A 21,011-nucleotide genomic window follows, 5' to 3' on the forward strand; every position below is an offset into this window, starting at 1 on the left:
GGATGTGCGGTCACGCATGCGGCCTTTTTATGGAAGGGCGAGGGCAGGACGAACGCTGGCGCGCATCGTTCCGATGGCCCGCTTGGGCCAGCGCACGGGGGCATCACGCCGGGTAGCGTCGCAGCGTCTGGCGGATGCTGCCGGGCCGCGCGGCGGCGCCGGCATCGTTCACCAGATGCGCGATCGTGCCTTTGTCGTCCCCCAGCGAGATGGTGGTGACGTTCTCTACCTGTACGCCGGGGGTGTCTGGCACCTCGACCGCGCTGGCCAGAACGATCGTCGGGTCCGCGGTGAAGTTCGCATAGACGCCCATGCCGATCGCTTCGTGACGGCGAACCCGGTCGGCGACCTTGTACGCTGCCCAGCCGCGGGGCGAATCCTGCCGCCAGGCGTGCTGGCTCGGCGGATCGTAGGGCAGTTCGTTCTGGTAGAAGAAGGTGCGGCCGTTCTCTCCGTTCCACACCGTCTGCCAGCGCTGGAAATGCTCCACGAACAATCCGTAACAGCTCACGTCGTCGCCGTTGACGACCAGTCCGTGGTCGCCGCGGCTTTCGTTCCAGCCGACATGGACGCGACCGCCGTCCCGGTCGCCGTGATCGGCGCGCCAGATCCACAGATGGTCCGCGATCACGTGATGGCTGTTGATCTCCAGACACGTTCCGGCGTTGCCGATCGCCGCGCCACCGACGCGGAAGAACAAATCGGCGAGCAGCGTCGGATCGGTGCGGTGGTCGCGCGCCGCGCCCCGCGGTCCGACCTCCATCAACACCGGTGAGGATCGCGGCCCGGCGTCGATCAGCAGGCCGGCGACCGACACGCCCGGCACGTCGGCAATCGTCATCGCGGCGTTGCCCGCCTCGCTCAGCAGCGTCGCCAGCCCCAGCCCGAGGACGATCGTGTTCGCCCGGACGACGCGGATCGGCTCGCGCAACCGGTACACGCCCGGCGTGAGCAGCAGGTGGCGCCCCGCCGCCAGCGCGCGGTTGATCGCCGCGATCGGGGTGGCAGGGGTGGCGATCAGGAACTCGTCCAACCCCACGACCCGCCCGGCGGGCCGGCCCTGCCAGGAGGTCCCGGTCGCGTCGCGACGGAGCGCCGGCACGAACACCGCCCAGCGGCCATCGGCGGCGACGTGGAGAAACGGCTTCTCGCGCATCAGGGGCACGGAGGGCAGGGTGGTGACGGGCGGCTCCGGGAAACTGCCCGGCGGCGCGCCGACGACGCCCATGAACATCATGTTCCAATTGGCGCCCTGCCAGCCGCCGATCTGCGAGCTGCGAGTGAACCATTGCTGCTGCGTGCCCGAATGGATCGTGCCGTCGACGCGACAATCGGCCATGAAGCCGCCGCTCGACCAGCCGCCGTCGTCCAGCGCAAGATCGCCCGCCAGGTGCACGCGGCGATAGGGCGCGGCCTGCGACACCGCCCAGCGGTCGGCGCCGTCGGGCGGCCGGACCGACAGATTCTCCACGGCACGCCAGAAATTGACCAGCGCCATGCCCTTGGCCCAATCGGCCTCGGCATGGACGTGTCCGGTGACGGTCACGTCGCCGGGCTGCAGGCCGAGGCCGGCCACCTGCGTGAAGAACCCGACGTTGATGTCGAGCCGGTGCGCGCCCGGCTTGAGCAGCACGGCATAACGGCGGTCGGTGAAATGCGCGCGTTCCTGCTGCGCGAACCAGCCGTCGATCCGGCGCTGCGCACCCGGCATGCCCGGATCGACGACGAGCACGTTGGAACCGAAATCGGGCTCGTCCAGCGCCGCGCGCTGCCTCGCGCCGGCCGGTGCTATCCCGACGGCGGCGATGCCCGCCAATACGCCGCGACGTGTCGTCTCTGCCGTCAACCCATTGTCCTTCCGATCGAATCCCGCCGCGACGATTTGGCACCTTAACGCTTCACCGTCTTGCGTCACGACGATAGGGTTCATCCGACACGTAACGGGGGATCACAATGCACGCACTGCCTTGGCTCGGAGCCGCCGCTCTCGCATTCGCCATGCCGGGCGGGCAGGTCGCGCAAGCGCCGGTTGCGGCGCCGGCACCCGCCGAGGATGCGCGGCTCTATGCGTTTCTCGATCAGGAGTTCGCCGAGGAGCTGCGGGATCGTCCGCAGCTTGCGACGCAGCTCGGGCAGAAGGACGGCAACGATCGGCTCGACGATATCAGCGATGCCGCGACGTTGCGCCGGCTGCAATGGCGCCGCGCCAGCGTGGCGCGGCTGAAGGCCCGGTTCGATCGCGCGAAATTGTCGCCGGACGCGCAAGTCAATTACGACATCTGGACGCTGGAGCTCGACCGCGCCGAGCTGAGCTATCGTTACCGGCTGCAGGCGCCGCCATTCTATTCCTTTCTCTATTCGGTGCATGCGCAGCTCCCGAATTTCCTGATCAACACCCACACCGTCCAGGATGCCGGTGACATGCGCGCATATGCGGCACGGTTGCGGGCGATCCCGGGCGTGCTCGATACCGCGATCGCGCTGAGCCGGGTGTCCGATGCCGCCGGCGTGCGCGCGCCTAAATTCCAGATCGAGCGCGTTATTTCCGGCAGCCGCGCGATCGTGACCGGCGCGCCGTTCGATGCCGGCCCGGCGTCGCCGCTGTGGGCCGATGCTCAGGCGAAGGTCGCGAAGCTGCGCGCTGGCGGGACGCTCGACGCGGCGCAGGCCGCAGCCCTCCTCGCCGACACCCGCGCGGCGCTGATGACGATCAAGCCTGCTTACGACCGCGTGATCGCCTGGGCGCAGGCGGATCTGCCGACCGCGCCGAGCGGCCGGGTCGGCGCGCTGACGCTGCCCGACGGCGCGGTCTGGTATGCGGCCGCGCTGAAGCTCAATACGACGACCGACCTCACCGCCGACCAGATCCACGCAATCGGTCTTGCCGAAGTGACGCGGATCGAAGGCGAGCAGGACGCGCTCGCCCGTGCCGCCGGGCTGAAGGACCGCAACGCCTTCTATGCGCAGATCGCCCGCCGCTTCCCGGTGGTGCCGTGGACCGACGCCTTGCGCGCGAAATATCTGCAGGACGCCAATGCCGCGCTGGCCTTCAACCGCACGCTGCTGCCGGAATATTTCGGCAAGCTGCCGGTCCATGCCATGGAAGTGGTCCGCGAGCCGTCGTTCAGCGAGGTCGCCGGCGGCGCGGCGCATGCGGCGGGACCCAGCCGCGACGGCGCTCGGCCGGGCCGCGTCTACGTCCACCTGCTCGGCACCACCGACGCGACCCCGCCCGCGGCGCTGCGCGATCTGATGTGTCATGAGGGGGTGCCTGGCCATGTGATGCAGGGAGACATTCAGGTCGGGCAGAGTGGCGGCCCGAAGTTCCGGCAGAGCACGCGCTACGTCGCGTTCGGCGAAGGCTGGGGCCTGTATGCCGAGGCGCTGTGCAAGGAGATGGGCGCGTTCCCCGAAGCATCCGACGATTTCATGCGACTGGATGCCGAGCTGTTCCGCGCGGCGCGACTGGTCGTCGATACCGGCATCCACGCCAAGGGTTGGACCGAGCAGCAGGCGATCGACTATATCGTCACCACCGGCCGCGCCGCGCCCGACCAGGGCCGGTCCGAGGTGCGCCGGTACATCACGCTGCCGGGACAGGCGACGGGGTATAAGATCGGGATGCTCAAGATCGTGGAACTGCGGCGCAAGGCGGAGGCTGCCTTGGGTCCGAAATTCGATATTCGCGGCTTTCACGACCTGCTGATCGGTTCCGGCTCGCTGCCGCTACCGATCCTCGAGCGGCAGGTCGACGGCTGGATCGCCGCGCGCAAGTAGCAGCCGGCCGAGGCGATCGGCATCGGCGGGTGTGGCGGGGTTGTAGATGAGCATGCCGAGTTCCGGGCGTCCCTCGACGGCGAAGGATGAGAATTCCATCGCGAGCAGCCCCGCATCGGGGTGATGGATGCGCTTCGTGCCCTCGCCGTGCGCGACGACGTCGTTATCCTGCCACAGCGCCGCGAAATCGGGGCTGAGGCGGGACAGTTCGGCGACGAGCGACGTGACCTCGGCGCTGGTGCTGGCGCCGGCGCGCGCCACGTCGGCGCGGAAGGCGCCGACGACGAAGCGGGCGATGTCGGCGAAATCCGCGTTGCGCGCGCGGACATGGTCGCTGCCGAACATCAGGCGCAGGATGTTGCGCCCCTCGCGCGGCAGCTTGGCGTAATCGGTCAGCAGCACCGCGGCGGCGCGGTTCCAGCCGACCACGTCCCACATCGCGGTCTTGATGATCGCCGGGCTGAGCACCATCCCGTCGAGCACGCGTTGCAGCCGCGGCGAGATGCCGTCGACCGGCCGGTAGCGCGCCTCCGGCAGGCGGCCGAGGCCGAGCATGTAGAGGTGCTCGCGCTCCGGCTCGGTCAGCATCAGCCCCTTGGCGATGCGGTCGAGCACGTCAGCGGACGGCGCGCCGCCGCGCCCCTGCTCCAGCCAGGTGTACCAGGTCGGGCTGATGTTGGCGCGGCTTGCCACCTCCTCGCGGCGCAGGCCGGGCGTGCGCCGCCGGCCGCCGGCGACCCCGAACGCCGCCGGATCGAGCCGGGTGCGCCGATCGCGCAGATAGGTGCCGAGCGGGTTGGACGCGTCACTGGCCATCGCACATCCTGTTGAACGTTATACCACGATATCGTCCCTACTTTAACACGTTGGAATTGCTCGCGATACCGCAGGGGTAAGAAGGAGATTTCCCATGCGCGTATTCCTGACCGGTGCGACCGGCTTCATCGGCTCGCACGTCATTCCCGAACTGCTCGGCCGCGGTCATCGCGTGCTCGGCCTCACCCGCTCCGATGCCGGCGCGCGGCAGCTCGAAGCGGTGGGCGCCGAGGTCCATCGCGGCGACCTGGACCGGCCCGAGACGCTCGCCAGCGGTGCGGCGGCGGCGGACGCGGTGATCCATTGCGCGTTCGACCACAATTTCGCGACGTTCTTCGAAAATACCAAGAAGGACGACCGCAACATCACCGCGATGGGCGAGGCGCTCGAAGGCACGGGCAAGCCGATCCTGATCACTTCCGGCGTCGGTATCGGTACGCCGGTGAACGGCGGCGCGGCGACCGAAGACGTGCTCAACCCGCACCACGCCAATCCGCGCATCGCCACCGAACTCGCCGGCGCGGCGCTGATCGCGCGGCGCATCGACGTGCGCACCATCCGCCTGCCGCAGGTCCACGATACGACCAAGGCGGGGCTGATCACCCCGCTGGTCGCCGAGGCACGCCGCGCCGGGGCGGTGGCGTATCTGGGCGAGGGGCGGACGCGCTGGGCCGCGGCGCATATCAGCGACGTGGCGAAGCTGTACGTGCTGGCGCTGGAAAAGGGCGAGCCGGGCGCGCGCTACCATGCGTCGGTGGAGGACGGCGTGTCCGCCCGCGACATCGCCGACGCGATCGGTGCGGGAACGGGATTGCCCGTCCGGTCGATCGGGAACGAGGACATCGAGCGCTATTTCGGCTGGATGGCACCGTTCGCCGGGCTCGACATGATCGCATCCAACGCCTGGACGTGTGCGCGGCTGGGGTGGGTGCCGAGCGGCCCCGACCTGCTCACCGACCTTGCCGCGATGGACTATTCGGCGCCCGCGATGGCCTGATCGACCGCCGCGCGGCGAATTCTGCCGGCCCGCGGAACCGCCGAAGCGCCCGATCCTTCAGCGAGGGGAGATAGACTATGAAGCTGATCGATCGTCGCCAAGGTTTGTGGATGCTGGCCGGGAGCGCCGTCGCCGCGACGGCGCTCGGCGTGCGGGCGATGGCGAAAGAGGCGCTGGCAGCGCCGGGGCGGACGCTCGCGCTGGTCGAGAAGAAGGCGGGCCGCGTCGCTTTCCATGCGCTGCCCGACGGCAGGCGGCTCGGTACGATCGCGCTGGGGACGCAACCGCATGAGATCGTCGCCGATCCGGCGGGGCGATTTGCCTATATCGGCCATTACGGCGTCGAGAGCTGGAAGGCGCCCGGCGCGGGCGGCAGCCAGATCTGGGTGATCGACCTGCACGCGCGCACGCTGGCGCGGACGATCGACATGGCGCCGTTCGGCCGCCTCCACGCCGTCCGGATGGATGCGCGCGGGCGGCTGTACGTCCTGTCGGAGCAGGACAGCATGCTGGCGCGGTTCGACGATCCCGCCAAGGACACCGCGCCGTCCCGGCTGATCCCGGTGACGGGCGCGCGCAGCCATTATCTGATCGTCCGGCGCGACGGCGCCCGCGCCTATGTCGCCGACACGTTGAGCGGCGCGGTCATCATGGTCGATCCCGAGGATATCGGCGTCGCCCCGGTGCGCCGGCGGATCGGCACCGCGCCCGAAGGCATGACGCTGAGCGCGGACGAACGGACGCTCTACGTCATCGACCGGCCGAGCGGGACCATCCACGCACTGGATGCGACGACGCTGGACGAGCGCGCGCGCCGGCCGTTGCGCGGCGAGGCGGTGCGCATCGTCACGCAGGCCGACGGCCGGCTGATCGTGTCGAACACCGCGGACAAGAGCCTGTCGCGGCTGGACCCGACCACGCTCGTCGAACAGGATCGCCTGTCGCTCGACGCCGGCGCGCCGGGGCTGAACCTCGCCGGCGACACGTTGTACGCCTCGCTCGAAAACGACCGGGTGGCGATCATCGACACGCGCCGGTGGGCGATCACCGGCGGCTTCGCGACGGGCGCGGCGCCCGATTCGTCGGTGCTATTCTAGCGGCTGGCCGATCCGAACGCGGCGATCGCGGCGTCGAAGTTCGAGTGTGTCGCCGATCGAACGTAGGTTGCGCACTCGCCCTCACCCCGCGCCGGCTGCGCCGGCTTGTCCCCTCTCCCGATGGGAGAGGGGAGGAGGCGCGCAGCGCCGAGGGTGGGGCGCTTCGTTTTCCGTGCCCCTGCACGGATCCCATCGGCCTTTCGGTCTTACGAAACGGGCCGTCGGTCCAGGCTCGCGGATCGCGTCGGCTTCGCGGCCGTTGAGGCAGGGATTGTTACCCGTTGCTTGGGGGAAAGACGTATGCATCCGGCGCCGTTCACCTGCATGACCCACGGGTTCGATCCCGCCGGCGGAAGGGCGGGCGCGGTGCCCGCCGGTGTGGCGATCGGGCGGCGCGGCTGATGGTGCAGCCCTTCACCATCGCGATCCCCGACGAGCGGCTCGCCGAAATCAGGCTCGGCATCGCGCGTTTCGACTGGGACGACTTTCCCGACGCGGGCGGCTGGACCTCGGGCGTCGGCCTCGCCGATCTCCGCCGCCTCGCCGATCGCTGGCTCGGCGGCTACGACTGGCGCGCGACCGAGCGGCGGCTCAACGCGCTGCCGCAGTTCACCGCCGAGATCCTCGGGCAGACGCTCCACTTCCTCCACGTGCGCGGCGACGGATCGCGGCTGCCGGTGATGCTCATCCACGGCTGGCCCGGCTCGTTCCTCGAATTCGAGGCGCTGATCGCGCCGCTCACCGCCGCGGGGCATGACGTGATCGTGCCCTCGCTGCCCGGCTATGCCTTTTCGGGACGTCCCGCGACGCCGATCGGGCCGCGGCAGACCGCCGAGCTGTTCCATCGGCTGATGGTCGAGCTGTACGGTGCCGGCCGCTATCTGCTTCAGGGCGGCGATTGGGGCGCGGCGATCACCGCCTGGATGGCTTTCGGCCATCCCGACGCGGTCGCCGCGCTGCATCTCAACATGGTGATCGTTCAGGCCGCCGATGCGGTGCCCACGCGGGCGCCGGAGCTGGCCTGGGCGGCGAAACGTGCCGACCTCGCCAAGGAGGAAGCGGGCTACAGCCACGAGCAGGGCAGTCGCCCGCAGACGCTGGGGATCGCGATGAGCGACAGCCCGATCGGCGTCGCGGCCTGGATATTGGAGAAATTCGGTGCCTGGGCGGACGTCCCCCGCGATGACGCGGGGCGGCCGGACCTGTGGGCGGCGTTCGATCCCGACGCTCTGATCGACAACGTGATGCTGTACCTGGGGCCGAAACGCTTCGTCACCTCGACCTGGATGTATCGCGGACGCACGCTGGAGGATTCCGGACAGTTTCCGGCGGGAACGCGCCTCCGCGTGCCGACCGCGGTCGCCGCCTTTCCGGATCCCGTCTTTCCGCCGCCACCGCGTTCGCAGGTCGAGAAGACCTATGACGTCGTGCGCTGGACCGAGCCGGCCAGGGGCGGCCATTTCGCGGCGCTGGAACAGCCCGAGAGCCTGCTGGCCGACATGCGCGGCTTTTTCGACGCCGTCTCGCCGGGCTGACGCGTGGACGATCTCGCGCCGTTCCTCGCCAGGATCGACACGCTGCCGACCGGCGATGGCGGGGCGGGTTCGAGAGCGACCATCGCTGCTGTAGACTGTTGTTTTCGAACGGTTAATGTCGTGCACACGGCGGCGAGCCCGACACAATATCCCTGCCGCGAGATCCGCGGCTGGCTGGAGACGATCCCTGACTGATGCTGCGGTGATTTGCGTGCCGGCGCGCAACGAGGCGCAGGCCTTGCCCGGCTTGCTCGCCGCGCTCGGCCGGCTGGATGCGCGCGGCACGCTGACGGTGTGCCTCTATCTGGACGGATGCATCGACGACAGCGAACCATTGGTGCGGCAGGCCGCCGCCGACATGCCGTTCGCGCTGCGGATGCAAAAGGGACCGGGCAGCGCGGCGTCCAATGCGGGGGTCGCGCGGCGCGCGGCGATGGCGATGGGATTGGCGCATCTGGGCGGCGCCGACGGGATGCTGTTCACCACCGATGCCGACAGCCGGCCGCAGCGGGACTGGATCGCCGCGGGCCGTGCGGCGCTGGACCAGGCCGACGTCGTCGCGGGCCGGATCGTCCGCCGCCACGGTTCGCGCGACGGCGCACAGTCGCGGCTGGAGCATTATTACAACCGGCTGCATGCGTATCGGCGGCTGCTCGACCCGGTGAGCTGGGAAGCGCACGACACGCATCATTTCAGCGGCGGCGCCAATCTGGCGATCCGCGCGTCGGCGTATCGCGCGATCGGCGGCTTCCGGCCGTTGCCCTTCGCCGAGGATGCGACCCTGCTCGACGATGCGGCGCGCGCCGGCTTCCGGGTGCGGCGGGACGGCGCGATGCTGGTCGAAACGTCGTCGCGCCGGCACGGACGGGCGCCGCAGGGCCTGGCCAGCGCGTTGCGGGCCGCGGATGTCGGCGAGGTGCCGCGCGTCGCGCATCCCGCGCAGATGGCGTGGCAGTGGCGCGAACATGCCGCGATGCGCTTCGGCTTTTCGACGATCGATCGTGGCAGGACCCGCGCCGCTCTGGGCGAGCGGCTGGGGCTGAGCGGCGACCATGTGCTCGGCGTCGCGCGCGACTGCCCGAATGCGGAGGCGTTCGCGATGCGGATCGTGCCGGCACCGCCGGGGGCGGCCGATCTGGTGACGCTGGACGAAGCCGAGGACGCACTGGCGCGGCTCGAAGCAACCTGGTGCGAGGCGGCGGCATGATCGACATGCGCGACGCATTGCGTGCGGCGATCGCGCAGGCTGGGTGGGATCGCGACCCGCCCGGCGATCCCGCGACGGCGCAGGCGTATCTGGCTTTGCTCGGCACGCTCTATGCCACCGGCCGGCGCGACCTGCCGCTCGGGCGGTTGCTGGAGGGGCATGTCGACGCGGTGCAGATCGTCGGGCGCTACGGCACGATCGCGCAGGTCGCCCGGCTGCACGCGGCGCTGGCGGCGGGGGCGATGCTCGGCGTGTGGAACGCGGGGCTGGCGGGCGAACCGCTGATCCTCGCCGACGGCCGGCTGCGCGGCGGCAAGAGCTATGCGTCGGGGGCGGGGGTGCTGACGCATGCGCTGGTGACCGCGCAGACGGACGAGGGCAATCGCCTGCTGCTGGTCGATCTGGCGGAGGTGCCGCCGGCGATCGACCGCGACTGGTGGCGGATGACCGGCATGCAGCGGTCCGAGACGCATCAGGTGTGCTGGGAAGGCGCCGCGATCGATGCCGCGGCGGCGATCGGTGATCCCGAGGATTACGTGCGCGAGCCGTATTTCAGCGGCGGTGCGCTGCGCTTCGTCGCGGTCCATGCCGGCGGCGTCGCCGCCCTGTGCGACCGGACGCGCGACCATCTGGCCGTGACCGACCGCGCCGGCGATCCGTTCCAGGCGGCGCGGCTCGCCGACCTCTACAATCTGGCGGAGGGCGCGGCGGGCGTCGTGCGCCGGGTCGCGAGCGGCTGGTTCGATCCCGGCGACGACGCACGGCTGCTGCGGGTGGCGGCCGCGCGGCTGGCGGTCGCCGACGCGGCCGAGCGTGCGATCGCGCTCGCGCAGCAGTCGGTCGGCCTCGCCGGCCATTTCCGCGACCATCCGCTCGCCGCGACCCTGACCGATCTGGCGGTCTATCTGCGGCAGCCGGCGCCGGACGCGCAGCGCCTGCGAGTCGGTGCGGCGGTCGCCGGCGGGGCGCTCGTCCCATCGCTGTGAGGCTCCGTCCGGGCCGGCCGCGCCATGTCGTCGTGGTCGCGCCGCATCCCGATGACGAGATCATCGGCGCGGCGGCGCTGATCGCGACGCTGGCGCGGCGCGGATCGCGGGTGACGGTGGTGATCGTCAGCGACGGCGCCGCCTCACATCCCGGCAGCCGGCGCTGGCCGCGCGCGCGGCTGATCGCCGAACGCCATCGCGAATCGCGGCGCGCGCTGCGTCGCCTCGGCGTGGCGGCGGGGGCGGTGCGCCGCCTCGACTTGCCCGATGGCGCCGTCGGCGCGCATCGCGCCGACCTCACGCGCGCGCTACGCCGCATCGTGCAGGCCGGGGCGGGGGCGGACGTGGACCTGATCGTCGGCCCGGCCGCCGCCGACGCGCATCCCGACCATCAGGCGGTCGCCGCGGCGCTGCACCGGATCGGCGGCGGGTCGCGGCGATTGTCCTATCAGGTGTGGCCGCCGCAATCGCCGCTGCGCCGCGGATCGCGCCTCGTCGCGATGCCCGGTGGATCGGCCGCCAAGCGATCGTTGATCCGCGTCCATCGCACCCAGCTCGGCGCGATCGCCGACGATCCGGCGGGCTTCGCGATCGCGCGGCACGAACTCGACGCCTTCTCCCATCCCCTCGAAGCCTATCTGGAGGTGCGGCGATGACCGCGATCGATCTCGGCGGCTTCGCCGGCAAATTCGCTGACGACGACGATCCCTGGGGCACGTTCAGCAACCGCGACGAGGCGGTCAAGCGCCGCGCGATCGTGCAGGCGCTGGGTCCGGGACCGATCGGCCGCGTGCTGGAACTCGCCAGCGGCAACGGATCGAACAGCGCGGGCATCGCGCCGCGCGCGCTGCGCCTCGATGCGACCGAGGGGACGGCGGAGGGCACCCGCCTGACCGCCGCGGCGATCGCGCGCTATCCGCGTGCGCGGGCGTCGCGGCTCGCCTTGCCCGCGGCGTTTCCGCGCGGCGTGTACGATGCGATCGTGGTCGCGGAATTGCTCTATTATCTGTCGGAGCGCGACATGGCGCGGGTCGCGGTCGACGTGGCGGCCGCGCTGCGTCCCGGCGGGCGGCTGGTGCTGGCGCACCACCGGATCGACTTCTACGATTTCGCCCAGCATGCCGACGGCATCCAGGACCGCTTCCTTCGCCAGACCGGGCGGTGCTGGCAGGTCAGGCGCGTGCGCGCGCGACGCCGGTGGCGGGTCTGCGTCGCGACCTGCACGGGCTGACCGCCAAACCAAAGCGCCGCGTCACGCGGGGCAGGCGCTGCCCATCGCCTCGCCGAGGCGCACCGACCGTTCGGGCTGCCAGCTCGCGTCGAAGGCGATCACGCCCCGCCCGAACAGCATCACGACGGTCGAGCCGAGCAGGAACCGGCCCATCTCCTCGCCCTTCCGCAATACGATGTCCTGCCCGGCATAGATCCATTCGGACGGGGCACGCAGGCGCTTGGGATTGACGACGCCGTGCCAGACGGTCGCCATGCTGCCGACGATGGTCGCGCCGACCAGCACCATCACGAACGGTCCATGCTCGGGTGAATCGAAGACGCAGACGACGCGTTCGTTGCGCGCGAACAGATTGGGCACGCCGCGGGCCGTGGTCGGGTTCACCGAGAACAGCGTGCCCGGCACATGGATCATCCGCACGAGTTTGCCGTCGCACGGCATGTGAATGCGGTGATAATCCTTGGGGGAGAGATACAGATTGGCGAAGCTGCCATGGCGGAAATGCGCGGCGAGATCCCGGTCGCCGCCGACCAGTTCCGTCGTGGTGAAGCGATGCCCCTTGGCCTGGACGATGTGATGATCGTCGATCGCGCCGAACTGGCTGATCGCGCCATCGACCGGGCAGGCGAAATCGGCACCGGTCATCGGGCGGACGCCGGCCTTGAGCGGGCGGGTGAAGAAGGCGTTGAAGCTCGCGTAGCTGCCGATGTCCGGGTCCGCGGCCTCGCTCATGTCGACGGCATAGGTGCGGACGAACCATCGGATCAGCCGGGTCGTCAACCGCCCGCGCTCCGCACCCGCGACCCGACCTGCCAATGCGGTCAGCCGCTGCTTGGGCAGCATATGCTGCAGGAGGATCTTCAAACGATCGGACATCGGCACCTCGAAACGTCGGCCATGCACCTCTAGTCGGATGCGCCGGGGGATCCACCGTCGGCGCCTGCCTCCGGCGGGCGATTTCGCTCGATCCGCGGGATCACGCCTGCGTCCTGCTGCCGCTCGATCGCCCGGATCAACGCATCGACGGGATCGAGATCGTCGTGGAAGCCGGCGAGGCGGATCTTGGTCATGTCGGAGACCACATCGGCCTCGGTGCCGAAGGTGAAGTCGCCGAAATCCCAGCCCACCGCCTTCGTAAGGTCGGGCTGGACCAAGCCTTTGGCTATCCGCTGCCATAGAGGTTCGAGCGCAGGCATGTGGTCGGCGAGCGCGAACGGGTTGGGTTCGCCGAGTTCGAGGTCGAAATGCCGGGCGATCTTTTCCCACATGCGCCGCCAGCGGAACGGCGGGTGCACGTAGTTGAACGCCTGGTCCGCCGCCGCGCCGGCGGTCGCGGCCCACAGGCTGGCACGCGCCAATGCGTGTGCATCGGTCACCTGCATCAGGCAGTCGTCGTAGGTCGTGCGCGAGCCCGGGAAGCGGAAAGCCGCGCCGTCCGCGGCCGACAAAGCGGCGTAGGCGCCGATCACCGTCGCGATGTTCATCGCATTGCCGGCGGCGTCGCCGACCACGACGTCCGGTCGCAGGATCGACCATTCCGGTCCGCCGGCGGCGCGGCGCAGTTGCAGCTCGCGCTCCTGCGTGAAGTAGAAGTTCGGGCCGATCGGGCGCGGGTTCTCGTCCTCGTAGAACGGCGTCGTGACCGGTCCGAGGTGGACGCCGTAGACCTTCGCTCCCTGGTACAGCACGATCCGCGCAACGGGCGCGCCCGCCGCCGCCAGGCCGTCGAGCAGATTGCGGAGCATGGCCGAATTGCGCCGGTCCTCCTCCGCCAGGCCGCCGCCCGGTCCATAGGCCGCGTAGAAGACGTGGGTGACGTCGCCCGCGCCCGCCAGGGCAGCGCGGCTTGCCGGCGCGTCGCTGAGGTCGGCGACGACATCGCCATGGCTGCGCGATAGTGCCATGCCGCGCCAGCCCGGGGTTCGGGCGATCTCTTCGAGCAGAGCCTTGCCGATGATGCCACCGGCACCGGCGACGAGCGCGACGTTGGTCAAGCAATTGCTCCGGGTTCACAGCGGGGACGGGTCACAGAACGATCCGCGCCGCCAAACTATCCGCAGGACGAGCCAGCGGACGCGCCGGACCCGCACCTCCACCGCCAGCCGACGATCAGCGCAGCAGCTCGAACGTGCCGTGGACGCCTTCCGCTTGGGCCGAGGGGGCGATCCATACGTCGAACGTGCCGGGCTCGACCGTAGGCCGCAGGTCTTGGCCGAGGAATTCGAGCTGCGCGCGGGTCAGCGTGAAGGTCACCGTCTCGCGGGCGCCCGGTGCCAGCGCCACCTTGCGGAACGCCTTCAGCTCGCGGACCGGCCGGGTGATGCTGGCGACGCGGTCGCGGATGTAGAGCTGCACCAGCTCCTCGCAGGCGCGGGTGCCGCCGTTGCTGACCGTCGCCGCCAGCCGGATGCGGCCGTCCCAGGCGAGCGTCGGCGGCACGTCGGGCGCCGCATACGTCACCTTGCCGTAGGTCAGGCCGTGGCCGAACGGATAGAGCGCGGCATTGGGCGCGGTGCGCCACTGCGTCTTGTAGGGTTCGCGCGGGCCCGCCGGGGCGGGGCGGCCGGTCGCCTTGTGTGCGTAATAATACGGCTCCTGGCCGCTTTCATGGGGGAAGCTCAGCGGCAGGCGCCCGGACGGGCCGACCTTGCCGAACAGCACGTCGGCGATGGCGTGGCCGGTTTCGGAACCGAGGAACCAGGTGACCATGATCGCCGCCGCATCCCGGACCGCCCCCTCCAGCGCGAGCCCGCGACCGTTCTTGAGCAGCACGACGACCGGCTTTCCCGTCTGGGCGACCGCTTCGGCCAATGCCATCTGCGGCGCGGGGATGGTGATCGACGTGCGCGACTGCGCCTCGCCCGACATGCCCTCGCTCTCGCCGATCGCCAGCACGACGACGTCCGCCGCCTGCGCCGCCGCGACCGCGGCGGCGATGCCGCCGGACAGCGCCTCCTCGACGCCGGAGCCGGGCGTCACGCTGACCGCACGGGCGCCCGCCGCCTTGATGCCGGTGACGAGGTCGACCGCCTGGTTGTTGTCGCCATAGACCACCCATGGCCCGTTGAGATCGTGCTGACCGCTCGCGAACGGGCCGATCAGCGCGATCCGGCGATTACGGTCGAGCGGCAACAGATCGCCCTCGTTCCGGAGCAGCACGATCGCCTTTTGCGCCGCCTCGCGCGACAGCGCGATCGCCGCCCTGGTGCGCGAGCGCGCGGTTTCGCGCGTCTTGTCGATGCGCCGGAAGGGATCGTCGAACAGGCCGAGCCGATGCTTCACCGCCAGCACGCGCCGCACCGACCGGTCGAGCGTCGCCTGCGGCACCGCGCCTTCGCGGACGAGGTCGGCAAGGTGCAGCGCATAGAGATTCGACTGCATGCTCATGTCGACTCCGGCCAGAAAGGCGAGGCGTGCGGCATCCTTGCCGTCCTTGGCGAAGCCGGCGGCGATCATCTCCTCGTCGCCGGTGTAATCGGAGACGATGATGCCGGGGAACTTCCATTCCTCGCGCAGCACCTGCTTCATCAGCCAGGGATTGCCGGTTGCGGGAACGCCGTTGATCTCGTTGAACGAGGCCATGCCGCTCATCGCGCCGGCGTCAAAACCGGCCTTGTACGGCGGCAGATAGATTTCGCGGAGCGTCCGTTCGGACAGATCGACGGCATTGTAGTCGAGGCCGCTTTCCGTCGCGCCATATGCGGCGAAATGCTTGATGCAGGCCATCACCGCATCGTCGGCGGCGAGCGATCTGCCCTGGAAGCCGCGCACGCGCGCGGCGGCGAACATCTGGCCGAGCAGCGGGTCTTCGCCGGCGCCCTCCATCGTCCGGCCCCAGCGCTGGTCGCGGGCGATGTCGACCATCGGGAAGAAGGTCCAGTCGATCCCCGCCGCCGCCGCCTCATAGGCGGCCATGCGCGCGGTGCGCATCGCCAGATCGGGGTCGAAACTGGCCGCCTCCGCCACCGGCACGGGGAAGATGGTGCGATGACCGTGGATCACGTCGGCGGCGAAGATCAGCGGGATCTTCAGCCGCGATCCCCGCATCACCGCATCCTGCATGCGCCGCGCCATCTCGACGCCGTTGCCGTTGAACACGCCGGTCAGCTTGCCCGCGACCGCATCGGCGACCTGACCATCGAAGCTCGGTCCGCTCGACGGCGGATTGAGGCCGGTGGCGGTGCCGCCGCTCCACGCCGCGGCGTTGAGCTGCAACTGGCCCGCTTTCTCCTCCAGCGTCATCCGGGCCAGGATCGCCTCGATCGGCGCCGGCAGTGCTGCGCCGTCCACCTGCGCGAGCAGCGCGCGGGCCGGGCTGGCGGACCAGGCGACGATCGCCCCCGCACCGAGCAGCGCCGCACGCCGCGAAATCATGCTATCGGTCATATCCCAGGCTCTCCCCTCGACGCTAGTCAACGCGCGTGCCGGGCATCCCCGCAGGGTGCGACACATTTCCCGTTGACGCTCATTTGTAACCGGGTCACACGGAAGCCGGCCTGCGCACAAGCCGTCTCGACCTAGGAACAGCGCGCGACCGTCGCCTTTTCGTCGTTCGACACGAATTGCAGGTTGCGGTCCGAGCGGACCGGGACCGCTGCGCTTTCGACGATCTTGCCGGTGACGAGGGGGACGGTGAACACCATCGGTTTATAATCGTAGGCCAGTTCGACGAATTGCACGGGGATGCCGTCCTGCGCCTGGATGCGGGCCGTCGCGGGGCCCATGCCGTTGGCGCCCTGACCGGTCTGGCCGTCGCCCTCGACCCCCCAGGACGAGGGATGACGGAGCGCGCCGGTGCAGCGCTGCCAATGGAGCCACTGCCCCTTCGCCGTGTTGCGTTCGAGGCTGGTCAGGATGATCCGGCCGCGCTGGCGCAGGTCCGACGGGCTGCCCTGGATCTGGCCGCCGAGCAGGACGTCGTTGATCTGCTTTTCGCTGATCGGCATCGGCCCGGTCAGGCGCGCCTCGCCCAGTCGCGCGGCATTGTCGGCGATCTGGAACGCCGCCTGGCTCAGCCCTTCGCGCACGATCGCGTAGCGGGCATATTCGACGAGCCCGAGGATCAGCAGCAGCAGCAGCGGGGCGGTGAAGGCCATCTCGATGACGGCGACGCCGCGCTCGTCCTGGGCAAATCGCCTCATGGGCAGGTCCTTTCCGCCACCGGGGCCTGATTGTCGAAGGGCTGGTTGCGAAGATAGGTCGTCGCCGAGATCTGGGTCTGTTTGGACATGCCGAGCAACTTGCCGAGGGGCAGCCGGTCGTAGGTGAACTCCGCCCTGAAGACGACGACGTCCTTGGCGCCGCCGCCGTCGCCCGCGCGGCCGCCGTCGATGTCCCAGACGCCATTGTCGTTGGTGTCGGAAAACACCTCGTTGGCGTTGCATCGCCCGTCGTGATTGGCGTCGATATAATCTTCCGCGGTCGATGCGACGTTGGCGTAATCGCGATAGGATCGGCGCGAGAAGGCGACGGTGCCCGATCGCGCGAGCGGCCGCATCGCCGCGCGCACGCGGTTTTCGATCTCCGTGCGTCGCGCCGGGGATTGCGCGTCTTCCAACGTCAGGTCGCGGCCGGCCTTGTTGATCTCCCCCCGCAACAGCGCCGCGAGATAGGCGCGATGGCCGACCTCCAGCCCCCCGGTCAGCAGCAGCAGGAGCAGGGGCGCGACGAGCGCGAATTCCACCAGCGTGACGCCGCGGGCATCGGCGCCGAACGACCGGAACGAGCGGCGCGCGCTCATCGCGTCAGCCTGAGCTGCGAGATCTGCGCCGCGATCTGCGCGAAGGCCTGGTCGAGCTCGCTCGCGCTCCTCGCCTGATAGGCGCGCCCGTCGCTCGCGCAGCCGGTCAGCAGCGGGATCAGATCGGTGCCGAAGGCGATCACCCACACGGTGATGCCCTTGTTCTTGGCGACGGTGCAGAGGCCGCCGAGGCGCCGTTCGACCATCGCATTCTGGTCGCCGTTGGTCGGCAGGCCACCCGTGGACGAGCGACGCCGGTCGAGCGCGGCGAGGCCATAGGCATCGTAATCGTTGATGTTCGTCTCGGTCTTACCGTCGGTCATGAAGATGAGGTGGCGGGACACCTTGCCGCCGGAGGGCGCGACATTCTCGTCCTTGAAGATACCCTGCGCCGACAACAGCCGGAGACCCCAGAGGAAGCCGATGTCGTGGTAGGTCAGCCCGGCGGGGGCGAGCGAGGCGAGATAGGAATCCAGCTCGGACTTGCTGATCGCGGCGAGCTTGCGCGCCGCGGTGGGGCAGGCCGCCCGCAACAGCGCCTTGGCGGCGCTCGCCGTCGGCGAATCGTAATTGTTGGTGACGTTCGACACCGTCGGCACCGTCCAGGTGCCGTTGGTGGCGCTGTTGAGATCGTTCCACTTCCGCGCATAGATCAGGTCGGGCAGGGCGGGGCGCCATTGCGATCCTGGGTCGTTCGTCACCGGCTCGCCGTCGACGTCGAGATCGGACAGCGCGGCCGGTTTCAGGGCGTCGTTGGCGGCGCTCGTCTGCCGCTCCTCGATACAGCCGCGCCAGGGGATCTTCTTGGCGGCATGATTGGCGGCGATCTGCTGGTCCGGGAGCGACCCCAGGGTCATCGCGGACGCGCTCGCCATGCTCTTCAGCGGCGTCAGATCGTAGCTCCGCGCCAGATAATTCCAGTAATAGACCGTCGATTGCGACGTGTTGCCGTAATTCGGATTGTTCAGCCGCCGCACCGTTTTCGTCTGCGCATAATCCTGATAGACGTTCTCGGTCACGGTGCAGGTCGAGCCTGACAGCGACGCCGAATAGGTCGTGCCGTTCCGGGTGACGGTCTCGCTATAGGTGACCTCGCCGTCGGCCGGGACCGGCGACGGATCGGTCGTGGTCTTCGACGTATATTTGACGTTCGCGGGCGCGGTGCAATTCTCCGGCGGAATCGTGTATTTGCGCGTCTGCACGCTGCCGGTCGTCGTATTGGGGCCCGATTCATAGCGGTATTTCGCGGTGTCGGTGTTCGTCGTCGTACCGGTGCCGGCGGCCTCCCGGGACTGATACGTCCAGCGATCCGCCAGCCACGCGGGCTTGAGCAACGCGCCGACGTTCACCGTCGAGGCATAAGGCACGAAGCCGTAGCGCACGCGCGTGCCGGGTCCGCGCGCGCTTTCGAGCGTGGAGAAGAAGCTCGACACGCTGTTGCGCAGCACCTGGATGCGCGGCAGCGTGTCGCCATCGTTCGCCTCGGTCATCGACAGCGTGGTATCGAGCACGAACATCACGTCGGCATTGGGCAGTTCCAGCTTCGCGGCGCATTCCGCCGCCATGATCTTGCTGCCGAAGCCGAACACCTGCATGATGACCATCGGCAGCGTCAGTTGCGCGGCGCCGTGGACGACCTGATCCGTGCCGACCGTGAAATTGACGCCGACGTTCCTGGCGCCATATCGCCCCTCGGGAAAGTTGACGGCGAAATATTGGTGGCCGAGGAGGTCGGCGGCCGGGTTCCAGGGGCCGCCGCCCATCGCCCTGCGGCCGCCGAGCACACCGGTATCGCATGCCTGCTGAAGCCGCGCCTTGACCAGGTAGAGCCTGCTCACCTCCATCGCCCCGCCGAGCATGCCGACCAGCGGCAGGATGCTGGCGGCACCGAGGATGGCGACGTTGCCGCGCCGATGCGCCAGAAAGGATGTGATTGCTCGCGCGACGCTGCCCTGATTCGCCATATAGATCCGACTTGAAGTGGATTCGACCTTGTTTGCGGCCGTTGCACCCATATCGGTTGAATCATCTACTTTAGCGTTAAAGGTCTGATATCGATGTAAAGTCCGATCTGTTTCGGGGCGTGGATTGACCGAACCGGTGATCTCGGACCATCTGGCGGTGATGACCAAGAGCAAGGGACGCACCGGCGCACATGCGCGCGCCAACATCCAGCCGCCGCCGACCGCCGCCGAGCTCGACGCGGCGAAGCGGGAGGTCGCGCAGATCGAAGGACGCCTGGTCGGCCTCGCCGCCGGCCATCCTTCGGTGAAGACCTGGAAGGCGCGTCTGCGGACGGCGCAGGCCGTCCTCGCGCGCGCCCCCCGCGACGCCTAGGGCCGATCGCCATTCAGGGGCGCCGCGACCTTCGGTCGGTCACCGCGGACTTGACCGGGACCTCTGCGAAACACCGGATGTACCCCGGCGAAGGCCTGGGCCCAGTTGGGAAAGCCGCCGTAAGTCATTGCAAACCTTCGCCCAGCTGGGCCTCGGCCTCCGCCGGGGTACAATGCTAAGCGGGATCGACATTCATCGTCGCAGCGTAATCCTCCCCCCTGGCGGGGGAGGAATTTGATTGATGGTTGATCCCACCTAGACGGGGACGCACCGCACCAATGCCGGCGCGTCGCAAGCACAGCTAGTGGGGCACGAAAAATTTAGGCGGCCCGGCATGGGATGTTCTGCGCTATTCGCGGCGGCATGACCGATCTCGCCATCCTTTTCGAGCATCCGCAATGGTTTGCGCCGTTATTCGCCGCGCTGGATGCGCGTGGCGTGGCGTATCGCGCGATCCATGCCGACGGCTTCGCCTTCGATCCCGCAGCGATGTCGGCGCCGGCGCGCGTCGTGTTCAACCGCATCGCCATGTCGAGCTTCCTGCGCGCGCCCGAGCATCCGATCTTCCACGCGGCGGCGGCGCTGGCGCATTGGCAGGAGCGTGGCGCGCGCGTGCTGAACGGCGCGGGCGCGCTGGCGATCGATGCCTCGAAAGCGCGGCAATTGTCGCTGATCGCGGGGCTAGGCCTCGCCATTCCCGCGACCCGCGTCGTCCATCGCGCCGCCGATCTCTCCGCCGCCGCGGCGGAACTGCGGTTTCCGATCGTCGTCAAGGCGAACATCGGCGGGTCGGGCGCGGGGATCGTCCGCTACGACGATGCCGGCGCGCTCGCCGCGGCGGTCGCCGACGGCACCGTGCCCGACAGCATCGATCGCGTCCTGCTGGTCCAGGAATATGTGCCCGCGCGCGGCGGCACGATCACGCGGATCGAGACGCTCGGCGGCCGCTTCCTCTATGCGATCGAGGTCGACGGCGGCGGCAGCTTCGACCTGTGCCCCGCCGACGTATGCGCGGTGCCCGGCCGCCCGACGATCACGATGACGCGGGTCGATCCCGATCCCGCGCTGATCGAGGCGGCGGAGGCGATCGTGCAGCGCGCCGGGATCGACGTCGGCGGGGTGGAGGTGCTGGTCGACGATCGCGACGGCGTCGCGCGCTTCTACGACATCAACGCTCTGTCCAATTTCGTCGCCAACCCGCTCGAGATACTCGGCTGGGACCCACATGCGCGGCTCGTCGATTGGCTGGCGGACATCATCGCGGAGACGAGCAAGTGAGATACGGATA

The 21,011-nt window shown here is 69.5% G+C and carries 19 protein-coding genes; 11 read left to right on the forward strand and 8 right to left on the reverse strand.

Features of this window, described 5'->3' with window-relative positions; all coding sequences use genetic code 11:
* Window positions 1-103 precede the first annotated feature (103 nt).
* Window positions 104-1,846, reverse strand: a complete 1,743-nt coding sequence (locus ACLBWH_RS12420) for an adenylyl cyclase (protein ID WP_447799193.1) — start codon at window positions 1,844-1,846, stop codon at window positions 104-106.
* A 152-nt stretch (window positions 1,847-1,998) separates the two neighbouring features.
* Here ACLBWH_RS12420 and ACLBWH_RS12425 point away from each other — a divergent pair, with 152 nt between their 5' ends.
* On the forward strand, window positions 1,999-3,777 hold the full coding sequence (locus tag ACLBWH_RS12425) for a DUF885 domain-containing protein (RefSeq protein WP_447799195.1): 1,779 nt from the start codon (window positions 1,999-2,001) through the stop codon (window positions 3,775-3,777).
* Here the strand turns inward: ACLBWH_RS12425 and ACLBWH_RS12430 are convergent.
* The gene (locus ACLBWH_RS12430; RefSeq protein ID WP_447799197.1) at window positions 3,727-4,593 is read right to left on the reverse strand and encodes a helix-turn-helix transcriptional regulator; all 867 of its coding nucleotides are present in this window, start codon (window positions 4,591-4,593) and stop codon (window positions 3,727-3,729) included. The genes ACLBWH_RS12425 and ACLBWH_RS12430 overlap by 51 nt on opposite strands.
* 94 nt (window positions 4,594-4,687) lie before the next feature.
* On the opposite strand from ACLBWH_RS12430, the gene ACLBWH_RS12435 reads away from it, so the two are divergent.
* The 8 genes from ACLBWH_RS12435 to ACLBWH_RS12470 all read left to right on the forward strand — a co-directional run bounded on the left by ACLBWH_RS12435 (window position 4,688) and on the right by ACLBWH_RS12470 (window position 11,646).
* Window positions 4,688-5,590, forward strand: a complete 903-nt coding sequence (locus tag ACLBWH_RS12435) for an SDR family oxidoreductase (RefSeq protein ID WP_322850727.1) — start codon at window positions 4,688-4,690, stop codon at window positions 5,588-5,590.
* A 110-nt stretch (window positions 5,591-5,700) separates the two neighbouring features.
* Window positions 5,701-6,687 carry an outer membrane protein assembly factor BamB family protein gene (locus ACLBWH_RS12440; RefSeq protein WP_447799200.1) on the forward strand — a complete coding sequence of 329 codons (987 nt, stop codon included), beginning with the start codon at window positions 5,701-5,703 and terminating at the stop codon, window positions 6,685-6,687.
* A gap of 401 nt (window positions 6,688-7,088) precedes the next feature.
* Window positions 7,089-8,222: an epoxide hydrolase family protein gene (locus tag ACLBWH_RS12445; protein WP_447799201.1), complete on the forward strand. Its 1,134-nt coding sequence runs from the start codon at window positions 7,089-7,091 to the stop codon at window positions 8,220-8,222.
* Between the two features lie 3 nt (window positions 8,223-8,225).
* Window positions 8,226-8,417: a hypothetical protein gene (locus ACLBWH_RS12450; RefSeq protein ID WP_447799203.1), complete on the forward strand. Its 192-nt coding sequence runs from the start codon at window positions 8,226-8,228 to the stop codon at window positions 8,415-8,417.
* A gap of 16 nt (window positions 8,418-8,433) precedes the next feature.
* The gene (locus tag ACLBWH_RS12455) at window positions 8,434-9,429 is read left to right on the forward strand and encodes a glycosyltransferase (protein WP_447799205.1); all 996 of its coding nucleotides are present in this window, start codon (window positions 8,434-8,436) and stop codon (window positions 9,427-9,429) included.
* Window positions 9,426-10,415, forward strand: coding sequence for an acyl-CoA dehydrogenase (locus ACLBWH_RS12460; protein ID WP_447799206.1), 990 nt, complete (start codon window positions 9,426-9,428; stop codon window positions 10,413-10,415). Before ACLBWH_RS12455 ends, ACLBWH_RS12460 begins: the two co-directional genes overlap by 4 nt.
* Entirely contained in the window at window positions 10,412-11,071 is a 660-nt protein-coding gene (locus ACLBWH_RS12465) for a PIG-L deacetylase family protein (protein WP_447799208.1), read from the forward strand. The genes ACLBWH_RS12460 and ACLBWH_RS12465 overlap by 4 nt, the downstream gene beginning before the upstream one ends.
* On the forward strand, window positions 11,068-11,646 hold the full coding sequence (locus ACLBWH_RS12470) for a class I SAM-dependent methyltransferase (RefSeq protein ID WP_322850734.1): 579 nt from the start codon (window positions 11,068-11,070) through the stop codon (window positions 11,644-11,646). The genes ACLBWH_RS12465 and ACLBWH_RS12470 overlap by 4 nt, the downstream gene beginning before the upstream one ends.
* A gap of 21 nt (window positions 11,647-11,667) precedes the next feature.
* Here ACLBWH_RS12470 and asd read toward each other — a convergent pair whose 3' ends face one another.
* From asd to ACLBWH_RS12500, 6 genes are all read right to left on the reverse strand, one after another.
* Window positions 11,668-12,522, reverse strand: coding sequence for an archaetidylserine decarboxylase (asd, locus tag ACLBWH_RS12475; protein WP_447799209.1), 855 nt, complete (start codon window positions 12,520-12,522; stop codon window positions 11,668-11,670).
* Between the two features lie 29 nt (window positions 12,523-12,551).
* Entirely contained in the window at window positions 12,552-13,640 is a 1,089-nt protein-coding gene (locus ACLBWH_RS12480; protein ID WP_447799211.1) for an NAD-dependent epimerase/dehydratase family protein, read from the reverse strand.
* Window positions 13,641-13,755: 115 nt separating this feature from the next.
* A complete protein-coding gene (bglX, locus tag ACLBWH_RS12485) occupies window positions 13,756-16,032 on the reverse strand; it encodes a beta-glucosidase BglX (protein WP_447799213.1) in 2,277 nt (758 codons plus the stop codon).
* 131 nt (window positions 16,033-16,163) lie between these two features.
* Window positions 16,164-16,787 carry a TadE/TadG family type IV pilus assembly protein gene (locus tag ACLBWH_RS12490; protein ID WP_322850744.1) on the reverse strand — a complete coding sequence of 208 codons (624 nt, stop codon included), beginning with the start codon at window positions 16,785-16,787 and terminating at the stop codon, window positions 16,164-16,166.
* Window positions 16,784-17,386 (reverse strand): TadE/TadG family type IV pilus assembly protein, encoded by a 603-nt coding sequence (locus ACLBWH_RS12495; RefSeq protein ID WP_322850745.1) that lies wholly within the window; start codon window positions 17,384-17,386, stop codon window positions 16,784-16,786. The genes ACLBWH_RS12490 and ACLBWH_RS12495 overlap by 4 nt, the downstream gene beginning before the upstream one ends.
* Window positions 17,383-19,350, reverse strand: a complete 1,968-nt coding sequence (locus tag ACLBWH_RS12500; protein WP_447799215.1) for a pilus assembly protein TadG-related protein — start codon at window positions 19,348-19,350, stop codon at window positions 17,383-17,385. The genes ACLBWH_RS12495 and ACLBWH_RS12500 overlap by 4 nt, the downstream gene beginning before the upstream one ends.
* 160 nt (window positions 19,351-19,510) lie before the next feature.
* Here ACLBWH_RS12500 and ACLBWH_RS12505 point away from each other — a divergent pair, with 160 nt between their 5' ends.
* Together ACLBWH_RS12505 and ACLBWH_RS12510 are read left to right on the forward strand one after the other, a co-directional pair.
* A complete protein-coding gene (locus ACLBWH_RS12505; RefSeq protein ID WP_322850747.1) occupies window positions 19,511-19,723 on the forward strand; it encodes a hypothetical protein in 213 nt (70 codons plus the stop codon).
* A 363-nt stretch (window positions 19,724-20,086) separates the two neighbouring features.
* Window positions 20,087-21,001, forward strand: coding sequence for an ATP-grasp domain-containing protein (locus tag ACLBWH_RS12510; protein ID WP_447799216.1), 915 nt, complete (start codon window positions 20,087-20,089; stop codon window positions 20,999-21,001).
* Window positions 21,002-21,011 lie beyond the last annotated feature (10 nt).

This window comes from Sphingomonas sp. M6A6_1c, from assembly GCF_053345135.1.

Excerpts from the sequence above, each read along its gene's own strand:
- ACLBWH_RS12425 (WP_447799195.1), top strand. The coding sequence starts at position 1,999 with ATGCCGGGCGGGCAGGTCGCGCAAGCGCCGGTTGCGGCGCCGGCACCC.
- ACLBWH_RS12430 (WP_447799197.1), bottom strand. The coding sequence starts at position 4,593 with ATGGCCAGTGACGCGTCCAACCCGCTCGGCACCTATCTGCGCGATCGG.
- ACLBWH_RS12435 (WP_322850727.1), top strand. The coding sequence starts at position 4,688 with ATGCGCGTATTCCTGACCGGTGCGACCGGCTTCATCGGCTCGCACGTC.
- ACLBWH_RS12440 (WP_447799200.1), top strand. The coding sequence starts at position 5,701 with ATGCTGGCCGGGAGCGCCGTCGCCGCGACGGCGCTCGGCGTGCGGGCG.
- ACLBWH_RS12445 (WP_447799201.1), top strand. The coding sequence starts at position 7,089 with ATGGTGCAGCCCTTCACCATCGCGATCCCCGACGAGCGGCTCGCCGAA.
- ACLBWH_RS12460 (WP_447799206.1), top strand. The coding sequence starts at position 9,426 with ATGATCGACATGCGCGACGCATTGCGTGCGGCGATCGCGCAGGCTGGG.
- ACLBWH_RS12470 (WP_322850734.1), top strand. The coding sequence starts at position 11,068 with ATGACCGCGATCGATCTCGGCGGCTTCGCCGGCAAATTCGCTGACGAC.
- asd (WP_447799209.1), bottom strand. The coding sequence starts at position 12,522 with ATGTCCGATCGTTTGAAGATCCTCCTGCAGCATATGCTGCCCAAGCAG.
- bglX (WP_447799213.1), bottom strand. The coding sequence starts at position 16,032 with ATGACCGATAGCATGATTTCGCGGCGTGCGGCGCTGCTCGGTGCGGGG.
- ACLBWH_RS12490 (WP_322850744.1), bottom strand. The coding sequence starts at position 16,787 with ATGAGGCGATTTGCCCAGGACGAGCGCGGCGTCGCCGTCATCGAGATG.
- ACLBWH_RS12495 (WP_322850745.1), bottom strand. The coding sequence starts at position 17,386 with ATGAGCGCGCGCCGCTCGTTCCGGTCGTTCGGCGCCGATGCCCGCGGC.
- ACLBWH_RS12500 (WP_447799215.1), bottom strand. The coding sequence starts at position 19,350 with ATGGCGAATCAGGGCAGCGTCGCGCGAGCAATCACATCCTTTCTGGCG.
- ACLBWH_RS12505 (WP_322850747.1), top strand. The coding sequence starts at position 19,511 with ATGACCAAGAGCAAGGGACGCACCGGCGCACATGCGCGCGCCAACATC.
- ACLBWH_RS12510 (WP_447799216.1), top strand. The coding sequence starts at position 20,087 with ATGACCGATCTCGCCATCCTTTTCGAGCATCCGCAATGGTTTGCGCCG.